At 73.0% G+C, this 15,820-nt stretch carries 14 protein-coding genes; 9 read left to right on the forward strand and 5 right to left on the reverse strand.

The annotated features are described in order from the left end of the window. Positions 1-111: 111 nt before the first annotated feature. From GA0070612_RS13385 to GA0070612_RS13400, 4 genes are all read right to left on the reverse strand, one after another. Positions 112-1,251, reverse strand: coding sequence for a site-2 protease family protein (locus tag GA0070612_RS13385; protein WP_088988192.1), 1,140 nt, complete (start codon positions 1,249-1,251; stop codon positions 112-114). 53 nt (positions 1,252-1,304) lie between these two features. Continuing rightward, positions 1,305-1,724, reverse strand: coding sequence for a PIN domain nuclease (locus GA0070612_RS13390; RefSeq protein WP_088988193.1), 420 nt, complete (start codon positions 1,722-1,724; stop codon positions 1,305-1,307). Further along, a complete protein-coding gene (locus tag GA0070612_RS13395) occupies positions 1,721-1,921 on the reverse strand; it encodes a type II toxin-antitoxin system VapB family antitoxin (protein ID WP_088988194.1) in 201 nt (66 codons plus the stop codon). The genes GA0070612_RS13390 and GA0070612_RS13395 overlap by 4 nt, the downstream gene beginning before the upstream one ends. Positions 1,922-2,168: 247 nt before the next feature. Further along, positions 2,169-3,023, reverse strand: coding sequence for an alpha/beta hydrolase (locus GA0070612_RS13400; RefSeq protein ID WP_088988195.1), 855 nt, complete (start codon positions 3,021-3,023; stop codon positions 2,169-2,171). 171 nt (positions 3,024-3,194) lie between these two features. Between GA0070612_RS13400 and GA0070612_RS13405 the strand changes: the two genes are divergently transcribed. From GA0070612_RS13405 to GA0070612_RS13420, 4 genes are read left to right on the forward strand one after another with little or no spacing between them, the layout of a single operon-like run. Continuing rightward, entirely contained in the window at positions 3,195-4,094 is a 900-nt protein-coding gene (locus tag GA0070612_RS13405) for an ABC transporter ATP-binding protein (protein ID WP_088988196.1), read from the forward strand. A 1-nt stretch (position 4,095) separates the two neighbouring features. Next, complete coding sequence (locus GA0070612_RS13410) at positions 4,096-4,896, forward strand: ABC transporter permease (RefSeq protein ID WP_088988197.1); 801 nt, start codon at positions 4,096-4,098, stop codon at positions 4,894-4,896. Between the two features lie 26 nt (positions 4,897-4,922). After that, positions 4,923-6,053, forward strand: a complete 1,131-nt coding sequence (locus GA0070612_RS13415) for a sensor histidine kinase (RefSeq protein WP_088988198.1) — start codon at positions 4,923-4,925, stop codon at positions 6,051-6,053. Continuing rightward, entirely contained in the window at positions 6,050-6,682 is a 633-nt protein-coding gene (locus GA0070612_RS13420; protein WP_231924549.1) for a response regulator transcription factor, read from the forward strand. The genes GA0070612_RS13415 and GA0070612_RS13420 overlap by 4 nt, the downstream gene beginning before the upstream one ends. Before the next feature lie 25 nt (positions 6,683-6,707). Here the strand turns inward: GA0070612_RS13420 and GA0070612_RS13425 are convergent, their stop codons facing one another. Next, positions 6,708-7,616 (reverse strand): L,D-transpeptidase, encoded by a 909-nt coding sequence (locus tag GA0070612_RS13425; protein WP_088988199.1) that lies wholly within the window; start codon positions 7,614-7,616, stop codon positions 6,708-6,710. A gap of 202 nt (positions 7,617-7,818) precedes the next feature. Here GA0070612_RS13425 and GA0070612_RS13430 point away from each other — a divergent pair, with 202 nt between their 5' ends. The 5 genes from GA0070612_RS13430 to GA0070612_RS13450 all read left to right on the forward strand — a co-directional run bounded on the left by GA0070612_RS13430 (position 7,819) and on the right by GA0070612_RS13450 (position 15,762). Then, complete coding sequence (locus GA0070612_RS13430) at positions 7,819-9,450, forward strand: ferric reductase-like transmembrane domain-containing protein (RefSeq protein WP_231924550.1); 1,632 nt, start codon at positions 7,819-7,821, stop codon at positions 9,448-9,450. After that, complete coding sequence (locus GA0070612_RS13435; protein WP_197699369.1) at positions 9,450-10,913, forward strand: NADH-quinone oxidoreductase subunit NuoF family protein; 1,464 nt, start codon at positions 9,450-9,452, stop codon at positions 10,911-10,913. Before GA0070612_RS13430 ends, GA0070612_RS13435 begins: the two co-directional genes overlap by 1 nt. Positions 10,914-10,965: 52 nt before the next feature. Beyond that, the gene (locus GA0070612_RS13440; RefSeq protein WP_231924551.1) at positions 10,966-11,619 is read left to right on the forward strand and encodes a TlpA family protein disulfide reductase; all 654 of its coding nucleotides are present in this window, start codon (positions 10,966-10,968) and stop codon (positions 11,617-11,619) included. After that, a complete protein-coding gene (locus tag GA0070612_RS13445; RefSeq protein ID WP_088988201.1) occupies positions 11,616-12,506 on the forward strand; it encodes a cytochrome c biogenesis CcdA family protein in 891 nt (296 codons plus the stop codon). The genes GA0070612_RS13440 and GA0070612_RS13445 overlap by 4 nt, the downstream gene beginning before the upstream one ends. Before the next feature lie 112 nt (positions 12,507-12,618). Further along, positions 12,619-15,762, forward strand: coding sequence for a discoidin domain-containing protein (locus GA0070612_RS13450; RefSeq protein WP_088988202.1), 3,144 nt, complete (start codon positions 12,619-12,621; stop codon positions 15,760-15,762). Positions 15,763-15,820: the final 58 nt, after the last annotated feature.

Raw genomic sequence — 15,820 nt, forward strand, 5'->3', positions numbered from 1 at the left:
CCGCCCCGTCACCCCGTCGATCATGGAGTTGTGGTGACCGGTTCGGGGCCTGACAGGCGTTTTGTCCCCACCACAACTCCATGATCGACGGGAAGTGTGTGGGCGGACCCGTCAGCGGGAGGGGGTGGGGGCGGTGAGGGTTCTGCGTTGGACTGCGCGGGCGATGTCGCTGGGGGAGACGATGCCGGTCAGGCGACCGTCGTCACCGACCACCAGGGCTCTGCCGTCGGCGCACTCACTGAGCCGGGGGAGCAGGTCGTTGAGCTGTTCACCCGGTCGGGCGAGCACCAGGTCGTCGGCCCGGCAGGCCACCTCCGCGAGGGTGGTCGACGCCCGCCGGTCGGACGGCACGCCCCGTACCCGGTCGACGGTGACCAGACCGGTCGGTCGGCCGTCCTCGGTCAGCGGCAACGCCGAGTGCCGGTACGCGAAGAGGTAGTGGTCGACGAAGTCGGCGACCGTCACCTCCGCCGAGACGGTCTGCGGCTGCGGGGTCATCACGTCGCCCACCCGGATGCCGCGTAGTGCGCTTCCGGTGCGGGCCTGCCGCTCCTCCGCACCGGCCGCGCCGATCAGGAACCAACCGATCAGGGCCAGCCAGAGCCCACCGAAACCGACCCCGGACAGGAACTGCCACAACCCGAGGCCGATCAGGAGCACACCCAGCACCCAGCCCGCGCGGGCGGCGACCACCGACGCCCTGGTCCGGTCGCCGGTGGCCTTCCACACCGCGGCACGGAGCAGCCGACCGCCGTCCAGGGGCGCGGCGGGCAGCACGTTGAAGACGGCCAGCAGGACGTTGATGCCGGCCAGCCACGCCACCGCCCCGAGCAGCAACCCACCCTGCCCGGCCAGGGCGAGCAGCGCGGCCACGGCACCGAAGACCGCTCCGATCAGGAGGCTGACCAGCGGGCCGACCCCGGCGATCCGCAGCTCCGCCCCTGGGTCGCGCGGCTCGCCGCGCAACTCGGCCACCCCACCGAACAGCCACAGCGTGATGCCGTCGACGGTGAGCCCGTTGCGCTTGGCCACCACCGCGTGCGACACCTCGTGGGCGAGCAGACCGACGAAGAAGACCACCGCCGCGGCCAGGCCGGCGAGGGTGTACGCCACCGGCGAGCGGTCCGGGTACGACCGCGGGAACTGGTTGGCGGCCAACCCCCACGCGATCAGCGCGAAGATGACCAGAACGCTCCAGTTGACGCCGACCGGCACTCCCGCGACCCGGCCGATCCGGAAACTCGCCCTCATCCCCGGTGCGTACCCCGTTGGGGCGCGGGCATGCCGAAGGGGCAGGCGTGTGGTCAGTCGGCGGTGCCGGGCGGGACTACCCAGGCGCTCGGTTGCCCGGTGATAGCGCTGATCAGATCGAAGTCGCCGTCGTAGTGCAGGACGGTGACCCCGTGCCGCTCGGCGGTGGCGGCGATCAGCAGATCCGCCATGGACAGGGCGCGGTGGTTCCCCTTGTGCAGGGCCTGCACCTGCACGTCGATTGCGCGGTCCCAGACGTCGTCGGGCATCGACAACCACCGGAAGCCGCCCATCAACCACCGGGCACGCTGCGCGTCCTGCGCCGTGCGGGCGCTGTGAATGACCTCGATCTCCACCGCCCCACAAACGGCCAGCACCCCTCGGTCGGAGAGTTCGTCGAGCACCGGAGCGACCAGGCGCTTGGGCCAGCGGGCGAGGGCTGACTTGTCCAGCAGGTAGTGCTCGTGCCTCACGCCGCGTCCGGCTTGGCGGTGTCGGTCAGGTCGGGCAGCCCGCCGCTCTTGAGCCAGTCGGCGAACTGCCGCCGCTTGTCCCGGTCGACAACCGCCTTGAGGGCGGCGTTGACAGTGGCCTTCTTCGTCGTGGTGCCGAGGATCTCGCCCGCTTCGGTGAGTAGTTCGTCATCGACGTCAAGAATCGTCCGGCTCACGGTGCCTCCTCGATAGCCGACCAGCGTCGATGATATCAAGTTGGCAGGCTTTTGATATCAATCCCCGCCGCGTCGTGACACCGCCGACGGATCGTGGACGCGTGAGGGGTGTATCGAGATGGTTGTGGGGTGGCCGACGCCGACGGATGACGATGACGACTCGTGCCGCCCCCCGCTGCGCGTGATCCGGCCGGCGAGAGCGCCGCGGCAGTGGTCGGCGAAGCGAACTGACAGAGAGGCTCGGCGTTCAGCGGCGCGGGGTCTCGCTGGCGATCGTCGCCTCGCGGGGTAGGGCTGCCGCGCGCAGCGCCCAGTCCAGCGCGTAGTCGGCGATCTTCTCCCAGCCGTCCTGCCCCACCGTGAAGTGTGTTCGGCCGGGAAACTCCTGGTACGCGGTCAGGGCCCGGGACTTCTGGTAGAGCCCCGCGTTGGCGCGGACCACCGACGCCGGCACCACGTGGTCGTTGTCGCCGGCCATCAGCAGTAGCGGTGGGCGGTTGTCGCGGCCGACGTCGACCCGGGCGGGTGAGCGGGGGTCGACGTTGGCGAAGGCGCCTTCGAAGAACACCCGGCCGGCACCGGGGACGGCGTAGCGCTGCCAGGCCCGGTCGGAGTCCTCGCGGCTCATGGCGTTGCCGAAGGTGTAGGCGAAGTCGTCCGTGGTGAACGGGACGGCCTTGCCCCGGTTGGCGGGGCTGCGCAGGATCGGGAAGCCGGAGCGCAGTTGGCTCAGCGGCACCTTGAGCACACCCTTCACCGCCGCCGGGTGTACCCCCACCACCGCCGCGCCGAGACCCCGGTCGGCGAGGACCTGGGCGAACAGACCGCCGAACGAGTGGCCCATGATGATCGGCGGCCGGGGCAGCGCTCTGATGATCTTGTCGTAGTGCGCGACGATGGTGGCCATGCTCTGCTCGGCGATCGGGCCGGGGTCGTCGCGCAGCTGCTCCACGGACCGGTCCATTCCGGGCCAGGCGGGGGCGATGACGTGCATGCCGCGCGCGGTGTACCGCTCGGCCCATTTCTCCCAGCTGCGTGAGGTCATCCAGAGACCGTGGATCAGCACGACCGTGTCGACCCGGCCCTGCGGCGTGGCACCCATCGCGTCCTCCCGGTGTGGCGGTCCGGCCCGGCGGTTACCCGCTCCCGCGCCGGCAATGCCCGCGCCGGCCGCTCCGCCAGGACCGCGGCGAACGGCCCCTGACAAATGTCACGGCCGGGACGTGACGGCCGCTCCAGGCATCGGAGTACGCGCCGCCGGAGCATGACTGACATGACCAGTACGCATCCGGCTGTCGAGTTGGACGGCCTCACCAAGTCCTTCGGCGCGGTCACCGCTGTCGACCGGTTGAGCCTGCGGGTTCAGCCCGGCGAGGTGGTGGCCTTCCTCGGCCCGAACGGCGCGGGCAAGACCACCACCATCGACATGCTGCTCGGGTTGGCCCGTCCGGACGCGGGCAGCGTCCGCATCCTCGGGGGCACCCCGGACACCGCGGTGGCCCAGGGTCGGGTCGCCGCCGTCCTGCAGACCGGAGGGTTGCTCAAGGACCTCACCGTGGGCGAGACGGTGCAGATGACCGCCCACTTCTACCGGCACACCCGTCCGGTGGCCGAGGTGCTGGAGCGGGCCGGCATCGCCGACATCGCGGGGCGGGTGGTGGGGCGCTGCTCCGGCGGCCAGCAGCAGCGGCTGCGCTTCGCGTTGGCCCTGCTGCCCGACCCGGACCTGATGGTGCTCGACGAGCCGACGACCGGCATGGACGTCGAGGGCCGCCGGGACTTCTGGCAGGCGCTGCGCCGCGACGCCCGGGCCGGACGGACCGTCATCTTCGCCACCCACTACCTGGACGAGGCGGACGCGTACGCCGACCGGATCGTGCTGGTCCGGCAGGGACGTGTCGTCGCCGACGGCACCACCGCGGAGATCAAGAACCTGGCCGCCGGTCGCACCGTGCGGGCCACCCTGCCCGGCGCCGACCAGGCCGCGCTCGCCGCGTTGCCCGGCGTGGACGCCGTCGAGGTACGCGGCGACAGTGTGCTGGTGCGTACCCGTGACTCGGACGCCATCGCCCGGCACCTGCTCACCCGGACCGCCGCCCGGGACGTGGAGATCACCTCCCGCAACCTTGAGGACGCCTTCCTCGCCCTGACCACCGCGCAGACCGGAGCCTGAGATGACCACAGTGTCGGCCACCCCGAACCGCACCGTCGAGCCGGACCGTCGGCTGCCCGCCCTGGGCGGGTTCTCCCCGGACGTCCTGCGCATCGAGTTGCGCCGGGTGCTGCGTAACCGCCGTACCCTCGCGTTCACGCTGATCATGCCGGGGGTCTTCTTCCTCATCTTCGGTCTGCCGCAGGGCGGGCAGAACCTGGACAACGGTCGCCCGGTGACGGCGTACATCATGATCAGCCTCGCCGTGTACGCGGCCATGGTGGCGACCACCAGCGCGGGTGGCGCGGTGGCCACCGAGCGGGCGCTGGGCTGGAGCCGACAGTTGCGGCTCACCCCGCTGCGCCCGAGCGCGTACGTGGCCACCAAGCTGACCACCGCGATGGCTCTCGGCCTGCTCGCTGTCGTCGTCGAGTTCCTGGTGGGCGCGGCGGCGGGCGTCCGGGTCCCGGCGTACGTGTGGCTGCTGTCCGGGCTCGCCGCCTGGATCGGCTCGCTGGTCTTCGCCGCGTTCGGCCTGTTCGTCGGCTACCTGGCGCCGGCCGAGAACGTCATGCAGTTCATCGGCCCGATCCTGGCCGTGCTGGCCATGTTCGGCGGACTGTTCGTGCCGGTCGAGGTGCTGCCGCAGGTGCTCCAGCACGTCGCCACGTTCACCCCCGTGTACGGCGTGGGGGTGCTGGCCCGCGCCCCGCTGACCGGAGACGGGGTGAGCATGGCGGCGGTGGCCAACCTGGTGGTCTGGGCGCTGGTCTTCGGCGTCGGTGCGACCCGGCTGTTCCGCCGGGACACCGCCCGGGTCTGACCACGGCGACGGATAGCGTGAACCCGATGGACCTGACGACCGGGCAGCCTCGGCCGGTGAGCCGCCACTGGCGGTTCACCGGCTGGCTGTTGGCCGCCGTGTGGTTGTTCTTCCTCAACGTGCCGCTCGCCACGGCGCTGCACCAGCCGGAGCTGTGGCGGCGGGTGGTCGGTGTGACGGCGCTCGTCGCCTTCAGCGTCGGCTATGTGCTGCTCTTCCAGTGGGCCCGCGGGCTGCGGCAGGCCCTGCGGCCGATCCCGGCCTGTCGGGCGCGGGTCGGGTTGGCACTGCTGGTCGCGGTGGGCCTGGCCAGCATGCCGGGCACCGCCGGGGACTGGCTGGCCACCCTGGTCTACGTGGCGGCGGCGGCGGTGTTCCTGCTGCCGCCGGGGGAGGCGTTGGCGGTGGTGGTGGTCTGCGCCGTGACGCCCGTGCTGGCCTCGTGGCTGGTGCCCGGATGGGAGGCGGAGAGCGGCATCGTCTTCGCGGTGCTGCTCGCCTCGTTCGCGATGTTCGGGGTGGCCCAGTTGGCCCAGCGCAACAGCCAGCTCCAGGCCGCCCAGCAGGAGATCGCCCGGCTCGCCATCGCCGAGGAACGGGCTCGCGCCGCCCGGGACCTGCACGACATCCTCGGGCACTCGCTGACCGTGGTGGCGATCAAAGCCGAGCTGGCCGGCCGGCTGATCGAGATGGACACCGGCCGGGCCGCCGTGGAGATCGCCGAGGTGGAGGCGCTGGCCCGGGCGGCACTCGCGGATGTGCGGCAGACCGCCGGGGCGTACCGCGACGTCACTCTCGCCACGGAGCTGGCCGGCGCCCGCTCCGCGCTGGCCGCGGCGGGCATCGCGGCGGATCTGCCGGCCGAGGTGCCGGAACTGCCGAAGGAGTGGGACCGGTTGTTCGGCTGGGCGGTACGGGAAGGGGTGACGAACGTGGTCCGGCACAGCGGGGCGCGGTGCTGCACGGTCCGGGTGTACGCGGACCGGGTCGAGGTGAGTGACGACGGGCGTGGCCCGTCCACTCCCGACGCCACCGGCTCCGGTCTCGTCGGTCTGCGGGAACGGGCGGGGCGGCTGGGCGCGGCGGTGACCGTCGGCCGCCGACCGGGCGGCGACGGCTTCCTGCTGCGGGTGCACGCGCCGGGGGAGACCCGGTGAGCGGCGGGCCCGCGCCGATCCGGTTGCTGCTCGCCGACGACCAGGCGCTGGTCCGGGGCGCGTTGGCCGCGTTGCTCTCGTTGGAACCGGACCTGACGGTGGTGGCCGAGGTGGGCCGGGGCGACGAGGTGGTGCCCGAGGCCCTGCGCAGCGACCCCGACGTGGCCCTGCTGGACGTGGAGATGCCCGGCCTGGACGGGATCGCGGCCACCACCGCCTTGCGGGCCGCGGTGCCGACCTGTCGGGTGCTGGTGGTGACCACCTTCGGGCGGCCCGGCTACCTGCGCCGGGCGATGGAGGCCGGCGCGAGCGGCTTCGTGGTCAAGGACACCCCGGCCCGACAACTCGCCGACGCGGTCCGCCGGGTGCACGCCGGCCTGCGGGTCGTCGACCCGACGCTGGCGGCGGAGACCCTCGCCACCGGGGTCAGCCCGTTGACCGAACGGGAGACCGAGGTGCTGCGGACGGCCCGGGGCGGTGGCACTGTCGCCGACCTGGCGGGTGCGCTGCACCTGTCGGAGGGGACGGTACGCAACCACCTCTCGGCGGCGATCGGTAAGACCGGCGCGCGTAACCGTGCCGACGCGATCCGGGTCGCCGAGCAGAACGGTTGGCTGCTCGGCGACTGAACGGCAGGTCTGCGCGTGCCGGCGCTCAGGCGGTCGGCGGTGGGGCGGGCAACTGGTCGACCACCACCACGCTGCTGCCGGGGCGGACCTCGGCGAGCAGCTCCCGTTGACCGGATCGGGTCAGCCGGATGCAGCCGTTGGTGACGTTCTCGCCCAACTCGTCGTCGTTGTGCCAGGTGTGCACCCCGATGTGCGCGCCGCGCAGCCCGGCCGGCACCGACTCCGGGTCGTCGGGCACCGACCCGAGCGCGTAGATGTCCACCCCGCCGTAGACCGACTCCGGCGGTGGGGTGCGACCCAGGATGAAGGTCCGCCCGAGCGGCGTGTCCTGCCCGGCCTGGCCGAGGCTGACCTCCCAGGAGCGCACCGCCTTGCCGGCCCGGTACCAGGTGAGTCGGTGCGCCTTGCGTTCCACCACGATCTGGTCGCGCAGCGGCACGGTGTCGAAGCCGCCGGGGGGCAGCCAGGCGAGTCGCCGATTGGCCGAGGGCAGCAGGACGGCCGTCCAGCCGGCACGCCGGTCGGCGATCGGCATGGTCAGCTCCACGCCCCGGATCGTCGGTTCGAGGAAGGCTCGCGGACGGCCGCCGGGGGCGTCGTAGGCGGCGATCCGTTTCGTCGGGTGCGCGCCCTCGGTCAACGGCGTGGTGTCCATGGTGGCCGGGTCGGCGGGGAACCCACCGGGGGCGGGGTCGTAGTCGACCACCGGCAACCCCGCCGGGGCGGGCGCGGCCGGTGGGATCGACTCCTCCGCGTTCTGCTCCACACTGCTCGGCGTCGGGTCGGCTTTCGCGACGACCCGCTCGGGGGCCGTCGGGTCCGGAGTGAGGGCCTGCCCGACCAGCAACGCCGTCACCAGCAGCACGGGGACGGCGATGGCGGCGGTCACCCAGACGCCACGACGGCGGTACGGAGTCTTTCCGTCAAACGACACGAAACGACTGTATCGGACATGTCTCTGTCGAGAAGGGGTCCTTCCCGCACAAAAATCGATAAAAGGGGGTGCTCTGCGGCGCGAGCGGGGGGCGCAACGCACGGCGGCACCACTCGGTTCGATCCCCACCCAGAAATTTTCCGCGGCGGGTGATCCGCGCGCCCCGTCAGTCCGTACTGGATGGGGGAGCAGGGGTCGGCCGGTGGTACGCCGCCGCGAGACGATCGAGGAGCAGATGGCCCGGGCACAGCAGGACAAGAAGGCGGCGACCGTCCGGACCAGCGCCAGCAGTCGGGGGGTGCGAACCCCGTCGCGGCCTGCGGTCGGCATGCTGATCGCGTCGGCGCTCACCGCGCTCTGGGCGGCGATCATGCTGACCGGCGCCGGACAGAAGGCGTACGCGTACGGCTTCTTCTTCACCGAGTTCTTCGCCGGGGTGATCTCCCTGGTGGCATTGAGCCTGACCGTGATGCTCGGTCTGCTCGCCACCGACCGGCTGGTGCTGCGCATCCCGCACCGGGTGCTGATGCAGTCGGCGCACCGCGCCACCGGCGTGCTCGGCGTAGCCGGGCTCGGATTCCACGTCCTCACCAAGATCGCCACCGGCCGGGCGGCGGCGACCGACGCGGTGGTGCCGTTCGTCGGCGGCCGCGGGCTCTACATCGGCCTCGGCACGGTGGCCGCCCTGCTCATGGTCAGCGTGATCTGGACCGGGATCATCCGGGCCCGCTTCGCCGACGTCGGTCCGAAGTGGCTGTGGCGCGCCCTGCACTCCGTCGCGTACCTGGCCTGGCCCTTCGCCGTGCTGCACGGCCTCAACGCCGGTCGGGCCGCGGCGCCCTGGGTGATGTTCAGCTACCTGGGCTGCATCCTGCTCGTGGTGCTGGCCCTGCTGGTGCGGCTCTCGGTCAGCATCGGTCGGCGCAGCCGCGAACAGCACCAGTCGGCGGTGCGCAACGCGGTGATGGCCGGGCGGGCCGAGGAGGCGAAGACCGCCCGGACGCTGCTTGCCGGGCTGGGGCGCCGCAGCAAGACCGCCGACAAGCGTCCCGCCTGGGCGGACACCACCACCGCCACCTGGGCCGCGCCGGCCGCACGGCGTGACCCGGAACGGTTCACCGTTCCGGTGGTGCCCGAGCCCGGCTCCCTCGTGGAGCCCACCCGGCCCAGCCGACGTCGACGCGACGAGGAACCGGCCGCCCGCCGCGACACCGAACGGACGTCCCGCAGCCGGCGCGACGAGGCGGAGCCCACCACCCGCCGGTCGACCCGCCGCAGTGTCGAGGAGACCGGCGTCCGCCGGCGCGACGAGGAGGAGTTGGCGCCGGTGGCCCGGCGGCGCGGCTCGCGTACCCGGGACGAGGAGGCTCCGACCCGCCGGCGACGCGCCGAGGAGTCGGACGTCGAGCGGCCCACCCGACGGTCCCGCCGCGAGGACGAGGACAGCAGGTACTCGGCCCCACCGCTGCCGACGGCCGAGCCCGAGGAGCCGTGGGACAGCCCGCGCCGGTGGCAGGCCGCCGAGCCGATCTCCGCCGGCCCGGTCTCCGCCGAACCGATCTCCAGCAGCCCGATCTCGGCGACGCCGCGCAGCGGCAGCGGCCGGCACAGCGCGGAGGACGACCTGCCGGAGGAGCCGGACTACTGGCGTCCGCCGGCCCGGTACGTGCCGGACGAGGAACCGCCGGTCGACGACACGCCGACCCTTGTCGACCTGGCCTCGCGCCGCGCCAAGCGGGCCGCCGGGGAGGGCCGCTCCGCCAAGCGCCGCAAGGCCAGCGCCGACGCGGTGGACGGGGCGTACTGGGCCGGGCTGCGGGGTGAGGCCAAGTGATGCGGACGGCTGTGCCACCGGTGGCCTGTGTGGGTGAGCCGCGGCTCACCGCGGGCTTCGCCGAGTACGGACGACTCGACCTGGCGGCGCACGAGGAGGTGCACGGGCCGATCGGGCCGATGGAGCCGGCGCAGCTGCTCCGGCTCGCCGAGGGCATGCAGCTCAAGGGCAAGGGCGGTGCGGGCTTCCCGTTCGCCCGCAAGATGCGCGCGGTGCTGGAGTCCTGCGAACGGCAGGACCTCGCCGCCGTCGTGGTGGTCAACGCCACCGAGGGTGAGCCGGCCAGTTGGAAGGACAAGGTGCTGCTGACCCGCGCACCGCACCTGATCCTGGACGGCGCGGCGCTGGCCGCGTACGCGCTGGACGCCGACGAGATCGTCATCGGCGTGGCCGACGACGGGGTCGGCAAGGACTCGCTGATGGAGGCCCTCGAAGAGCGCCGGATGCCGGTGATGACGACGATCGTGACGGTGCCGCACCGGTTCATCTCCGGTGAGGGCGGTGCGCTCGTCAACGGCATCAACGGGCTGCCGCACATCCCGCCCGGCACCAAGAAGCGCTCCAGCGACTCCGGGGTCAGCGGCCTGCCCACCCTGCTGTCCAACGCCGAGACGTACGCCCAACTCGCTGTCGGCGCCCGACTCGGCCCGTACGAGTACGCGGCCCTCGGCACCGACGACGAGCCGGGCACCGTGCTGCTCACCGTGACCGGCGCGGCCGGTCGACCGGCCGTGGTGGAGTGCACCGCCGGCATGCCGCTGCGTGACGTCCTCGACCTGTGCGAGGTCCCGGACGTGCAGGGCATCCTGATGGGCGGCTACCACGGCAAGTGGATCACTCCGGAGGCGGCGGAGAAGGCCGAGGTGTCCCGCAAGGGACTGGCCGCGGTCGGCGGCACCCTCGGCGCGGGCATCATCGTCCCGGTCGGGGTCGACACCTGCCCGCTCGGTGAGGCCGCGCAGGTGGTGCGGTACCTGGCCGGGGAGTCCGCCGGCCAGTGCGGACCCTGCAAGATGGGCCTGCCCGACCTCGCCCGCGCGGTGGACCTGGCCGTGGCCGGTAGCCAACCGGCGGACGTGGTGCGGGCCGCCGCCGGCGAGGTGAGGGGCCGGGGCGCGTGCAGCCACCCGGACGGCACCGCCCGGTTCGCGCTCTCCGCGATCGAGGTCTTCGCCGAGGATCTGCGGCTGCACAGCACCGGCGACGGCTGCGGCCGACGGGTCAAGGGCGTGATGGGGCTGCCGGGCGCGCCGGACGCGAACCCGCAGAAGCTCACCCTGGACTGGTCGCGCTGTGACGGGCACGGCCTGTGTGCGCACGTCGTACCGGACTTCATCCGGCTGGACGCGAACGGATACCCGGCCTTCCCGGCCACCCCCGTGCCGACCTGGCTGCGCGAGGGCGCGTTGAAGGCGGTCAAGGTGTGCCCGGAGCTGGCTCTGCGCCTCGCCAAGGCCGAGTAGGGAAGCCCCGAGGTCCAGCAGAGGTCCCTTCCGGACCGGAACGGAGAAGCGGATGCGGATCGGCATGGCGGAGGGATCGGTCGGGCGGGTGCGTCGCCGGGCCGGGGTCGGGCGGCTGCGCCGCGTCGTCACCGCCGGTGCGCTCGTCACGGCCCTGTTCGGTGTCGCCGCCTGCACCGGCACCGCGCCGGGTGGGCCCGCCGCCGCCGGATCGCCCTCGGCCTCGACCGGCTCGCCGGCCACGCCGACCGGGGCACCGGCCACGCCGAGCGGCGGACCACCCGCCGCTCCGGCGCAGGTCCCGGACGTTCTGCGCTTCACCGGGACCACCCTCACCGGCGCCGCGTTCGACGCGGCGCAGTTCGCCGGCAGGCCGGTGGTGCTGTGGTTCTGGGCGCCGTGGTGCGCCACCTGCGCCAGTCAGGCGTGGACGGTGGCCGAGATCGCGCCGAAGTACCGGGACACGGTGCCGATCGTCGGCGTCGCCGGGCTGGGTGAGCAGCGGGCCATGAAGGACTTCGTCACCGAGTTCGAGCTGACCGGGACGACCCAGGTCGACGACCGCAAGGGCGCGCTCTGGAAGCGGTTCAAGGTCACCGAACAGAGCATCTTCGTGATCATCGACCGGACCGGAGCGGTGGTGCACCGGGGATTCCTGGACGGCGAGGCGCTCAGCGCCCGCGTCGCCGCCCTGGCCGGGGCGTGACCGCCGCGCTGCTGCTCGCGCTGACCGCCGGCATGCTCGGCGCGGTCAACCCGTGCGGCTTCGCGTTGCTGCCCGCGTACCTCTCGCTGTTGGTCGCCGGAGCGTCGGACACCCGCGGCGCGGTCGGCCGCGCGCTCACCGCGGCGGCCGGGCTGACAGTGGGGTACGTGCTGGTCTTCGGCGCGTTCGGCCTGGCGCTCGCGCCGCTGGCCGGCTGGCTGCGGCCCCGCCTGCCGTGGCTGACGGTGACGCTCGGTGTGCTGCTGGTGCTGGTCGGTTGTTGGTTGCTCGCCGGACGGCGACTGCCCAGCCCCGGCTGGTCGGCGCGTGCGCCCCGGCTGACCCGTTCCTGGCCGTCGATGGTCCTGTTCGGCGCGGCGTACGCGTTGGCGTCGCTGGGCTGCGCCATCGCCCCGTTCCTGGCGATCGTGGTGACGAGCCTCCAGGCCGGCTCGACCGGTCGTGGGCTGGCGCTGTTCGGGGCGTACGCGCTCGGGATGGGTCTGGTGGTCGCGGTCGCCGCGCTCGGTGTGGCGCTGCTGCGCGACGGGCTGGTGGCCCGGCTGCGTGTCGCCGGCGCGCTGGTGCCCCGGCTCAGCGGTCTGATGCTGCTGGTGACCGGTGGTTACGTCGCCTGGTACGGCTGGTACGAGCTACGCCTGGCCGCCGGCCGACGCGACGCCCTGCACGATCCGGTCATCCGGACGGCCGCCCACATCCAGCGAACCCTGGCCGACGCCCTGGACCGGATCGGCCCGGCGCTGCTGCTGGCCGCTCTGGCCCTGCTGCTTCTGACCGCCCTCCTGCGGAGGCGCGCCCACCGCCCCACCCCAGCCTCCGTTGATCATGACGTTGTCGTCCCGACGCGCCCGGGACAGGGTCGTTAACCCCATGATCAACTGCCCGGGGCGCGGCGACCCGGGGTAGCGATGATGGTCTTGACATCGGGAAAAGATCGTCGGAGTCTGTCGGACAACGTTGTCACACCGAAGGACCACCATGCGCATATCCGAATTCGAGCTGAGCAGGCGGCGGCTCCTCATCCTGGGCAGCGCCGTCGGCGCTGGACTCGCCGTCACCCGACCCGCCGCCGCCCAGGCCGCGCCGGCCGCCACCACGCCACCGGCTGCGGCCACCGGCCCGGTCGCCGACACCTACCACGCGCTGCTGCTCGCCCACACCCGATGGGCCGAGGAGCAGTGGGATCCGGCGATCAACGCGTACCGCCTCGCGGACTTCAGGTTCGCGGTCGTCCTCGGTAACGCGGTCCTGCTCATCTCGCCCGGGTACGACCCGGCGGTGACCGGCGTCGACCGGGACACGCTGCACGCCCGCACCATCGCCACCATCCGCCGGTTCGCGGCCACCAACCGACTCACCGGTGGCACCGAGTGGGGTCGGCAGCTGTTCTGGGACAGCACCTTCGAGCTGTACTTCGTCCTGGCCGCCCGCCTGCTCTGGTCCGACCTGGACGAGGTGACCCGCACCAACGTCGACCGCATCGCCCGCGGGCAGGCCGCGTACGCCCACTCCCTCGGCACCGGTAACGACCCGCTCAGCGGCAGTTGGACGCCGAACGGTCGCACCGGGGGCTGGGTCGGTGACACCAAGCTCGAGGAGATGGGGGTCTACGCCCAGGCGATCGCGCCCGGCCTGGCCTGGGCGTCGGACGACCCCGCCGCCGCGGCGTGGCACGAGCGGTTCTCGATGTGGACGCTCAACGCGAGTGGACTACCGGCAGCCGACCGCGCCAACCCCGCCCTCGTCGACGGGCGGGCGGTCGCCGACTGGAACACCGCCCACAACATCCACGACACGTTCCTCGTCGAGAACCACGGCTCCTTCGGCCCGCACTACCAGGAAGAACTGTGGCGGACCGCGGGTCGTACCGCGGCGCACTTCCTGACCGCCGGCCAACCGCTCCCCGAGGCGCTGTCCCGGCAGCCCAACGGCGACCAGCTGTGGCGGACCATGCGGCTGATGGCCAGCGACGCCGGCGAACCCTTCATGCCGATGGTCGCGGACCGCTACCACCTGTACGGCCGTGACGTCCTGCCGCTCAGCTTCCTCGCGCAGGTCCAGGGTGACCGGCACGCCGCCCGGGCCGAGGCGGACCTCGCCGAGCGGCTCATGCCCTACCTGAACTACCCGCCCGAGAACCGGCTCACCAAGTTCAGCGGCGAGCCGAAGTACGAGCCCGAAGCCCGGGCCGAGGTCGCCATCAGCTACCTCTTCCACGCCTGGCGGGCGGCCAACGGCGGCGTGGTCCAGCCGGTCGCCAGCAGCACGTTCTTCGCGGCGGCGGCGGGCACCCGGGACTTCGGGTCGCAGGCCGGGCTGACCGCCCACCAGACCCCGGCCGCCTTCGCCGCGGCGGTCAGCAAGACCGGATTCGTCTCGTTCCAGTGGGCCCCCGCCCACGACAACTGGCTGTTCGACACCCGGGCCGCCGCGCTGCTGCCGAGGCAGTCCGCGCCGGTCCTCGGCCGCACCTCCGCCGCGTACACAGTGGCCCGGGACGGTGTCGACGCCACGGCGACCGTCCTGCGCGTCGCCGGCGGCACCGCCGGATACGTCACGCTGCCCACCGGTACGGTCGTGTACGCCACCACCGGCACCGGTGCCGACGAGGGCGTGTTCACACTGTTCAACCTGAACATGCCCGGCGTCCCCGGGCTCACCGGCACCCGTACCTTCACCGGCGAACAGGGGTCCGTCACCCTGGCCGGACAATCGGGCGTCGGCGACGGCGGCACCGACCAGATCAGCTTCGCCCCCCGTGCCGCCCGGCACGTACGGATGCTCGGACGATCCGCCGCCACCCAGTACGGCTACTCGCTGTTCGCCTTCGCCGTGCTCAACGCCGACGGGGTCGACCTCGCCACCGGCCGGCCCACCACGGCCTCGTCCGCCGACCCCGCCTACCCCGCGGCGCGGGCGACCGACGGCAACCCCGGCACCCGCTGGGCGGTCGCCCGGGAGGAACGCGCCCGCGCGGACAGCTGGCTCGCCGTCGACCTCGGCGACTCCGTCGACATCAGCGGCGTACGCCTGGACTGGGAAGCCGCGTACGGCACCCGCTACGTCATCCAGACCTCGCTCGACGGCACCACCTGGACCGACGCGGCGGTCGTGCCGGACAGCCCGACCATCGCCGGCTCCTGGCTGGACGTCGACGGACGAGCGGGTCTGGTGGTCCACAACGCCCAGAACCCGATCACCGTGACCGCCACCACCGTCACCCTGTCCAGCGGACCGGCCACCGGCAGCACCCGGCTGCTCGTCGAGGGGTACGCGGGCGCGAACCGGTCGGCCCTGGCCGCCGCGGCGTCTCGGACCCTGCCCAGCGGTGGTCCGGAGGCGTTGCGGGTGAGTGACGCGGACGGCTACCTGAGCCTGTTCAACCTGTCCGGCGACGCCATCACCACGGCGGCCGTCACGCTTCCGCAGCGCGCCACGCTGCGGCTCTACCACGGAAGCCAGGTCACCGGATCGGGAACCACCACCTACCAGGTCGACCTCGCCGCCGCGACCGCACGCGTCGAGCCGCCCCGGTTCACCGTGACCGCGGCACAGCCGGAGAAGGCGATCCCCGCCGGTACCCGCTTCGACGTCACCGACTCGCACCACGTCCGCATCACCGCACCCGCCGGGCACATCGTCAAGGTGCAGGTGGAGTCCGCGTCCGGCGGCGTCCGACAGCGCGTGACGGTTCCCGCCGGACACCGCAAGGACGTCGCGTTCGCGGGTGCGACGGTGACACCGACCAGCGACCTGGCCCGGTCCCGGACGACCTACCCGACGTCACCGCTGCCGGCGGGCATGACCGACCCGTCGGCCGTCGTCGACGGCGACCCGGGGACCGCCTGGCAACCCGGCCCGAACGGCCGCCTGGTGATCGACCTCGGATCGCTCCGGGAACTGGCCTCGGTCCGCCTGACCTGGACTCCCGGTCGGCGGCGACCGATCACCGTGTCCACCTCGGCCGACGGGCTCAGCTACGCGACGGTCGCCTCGGTCCCGAAGCCGAAACCCGAGACCACCGTCACCACCACGTCCTCCGGGCGGTACCTCGCGGTCGCCGTCGCCGACTGGCAGCCCGGTGACGCCCGGCTGACCTCCGTGGAGGCGTTCGGTGCCTGAACCGTCGGGACCGACCACGGTCTGACACCCGGGGCCCGAAACGACGGCGGCGGGGCTG

It is taken from the genome of Micromonospora chokoriensis, from assembly GCF_900091505.1.
Classification (GTDB): Bacteria; Actinomycetota; Actinomycetes; order Mycobacteriales; family Micromonosporaceae; genus Micromonospora; species Micromonospora chokoriensis.

Coding starts and splice junctions, on each gene's coding strand:
- GA0070612_RS13405 (WP_088988196.1), top strand. CDS start 3,195: ATGACCAGTACGCATCCGGCTGTCGAGTTGGACGGCCTCACCAAGTCC.
- GA0070612_RS13450 (WP_088988202.1), top strand. CDS start 12,619: ATGCGCATATCCGAATTCGAGCTGAGCAGGCGGCGGCTCCTCATCCTG.
- GA0070612_RS13440 (WP_231924551.1), top strand. CDS start 10,966: ATGCGGATCGGCATGGCGGAGGGATCGGTCGGGCGGGTGCGTCGCCGG.
- GA0070612_RS13415 (WP_088988198.1), top strand. CDS start 4,923: ATGGACCTGACGACCGGGCAGCCTCGGCCGGTGAGCCGCCACTGGCGG.
- GA0070612_RS13385 (WP_088988192.1), bottom strand. CDS start 1,251: ATGAGGGCGAGTTTCCGGATCGGCCGGGTCGCGGGAGTGCCGGTCGGC.
- GA0070612_RS13435 (WP_197699369.1), top strand. CDS start 9,450: ATGCGGACGGCTGTGCCACCGGTGGCCTGTGTGGGTGAGCCGCGGCTC.
- GA0070612_RS13410 (WP_088988197.1), top strand. CDS start 4,096: ATGACCACAGTGTCGGCCACCCCGAACCGCACCGTCGAGCCGGACCGT.
- GA0070612_RS13400 (WP_088988195.1), bottom strand. CDS start 3,023: ATGGGTGCCACGCCGCAGGGCCGGGTCGACACGGTCGTGCTGATCCAC.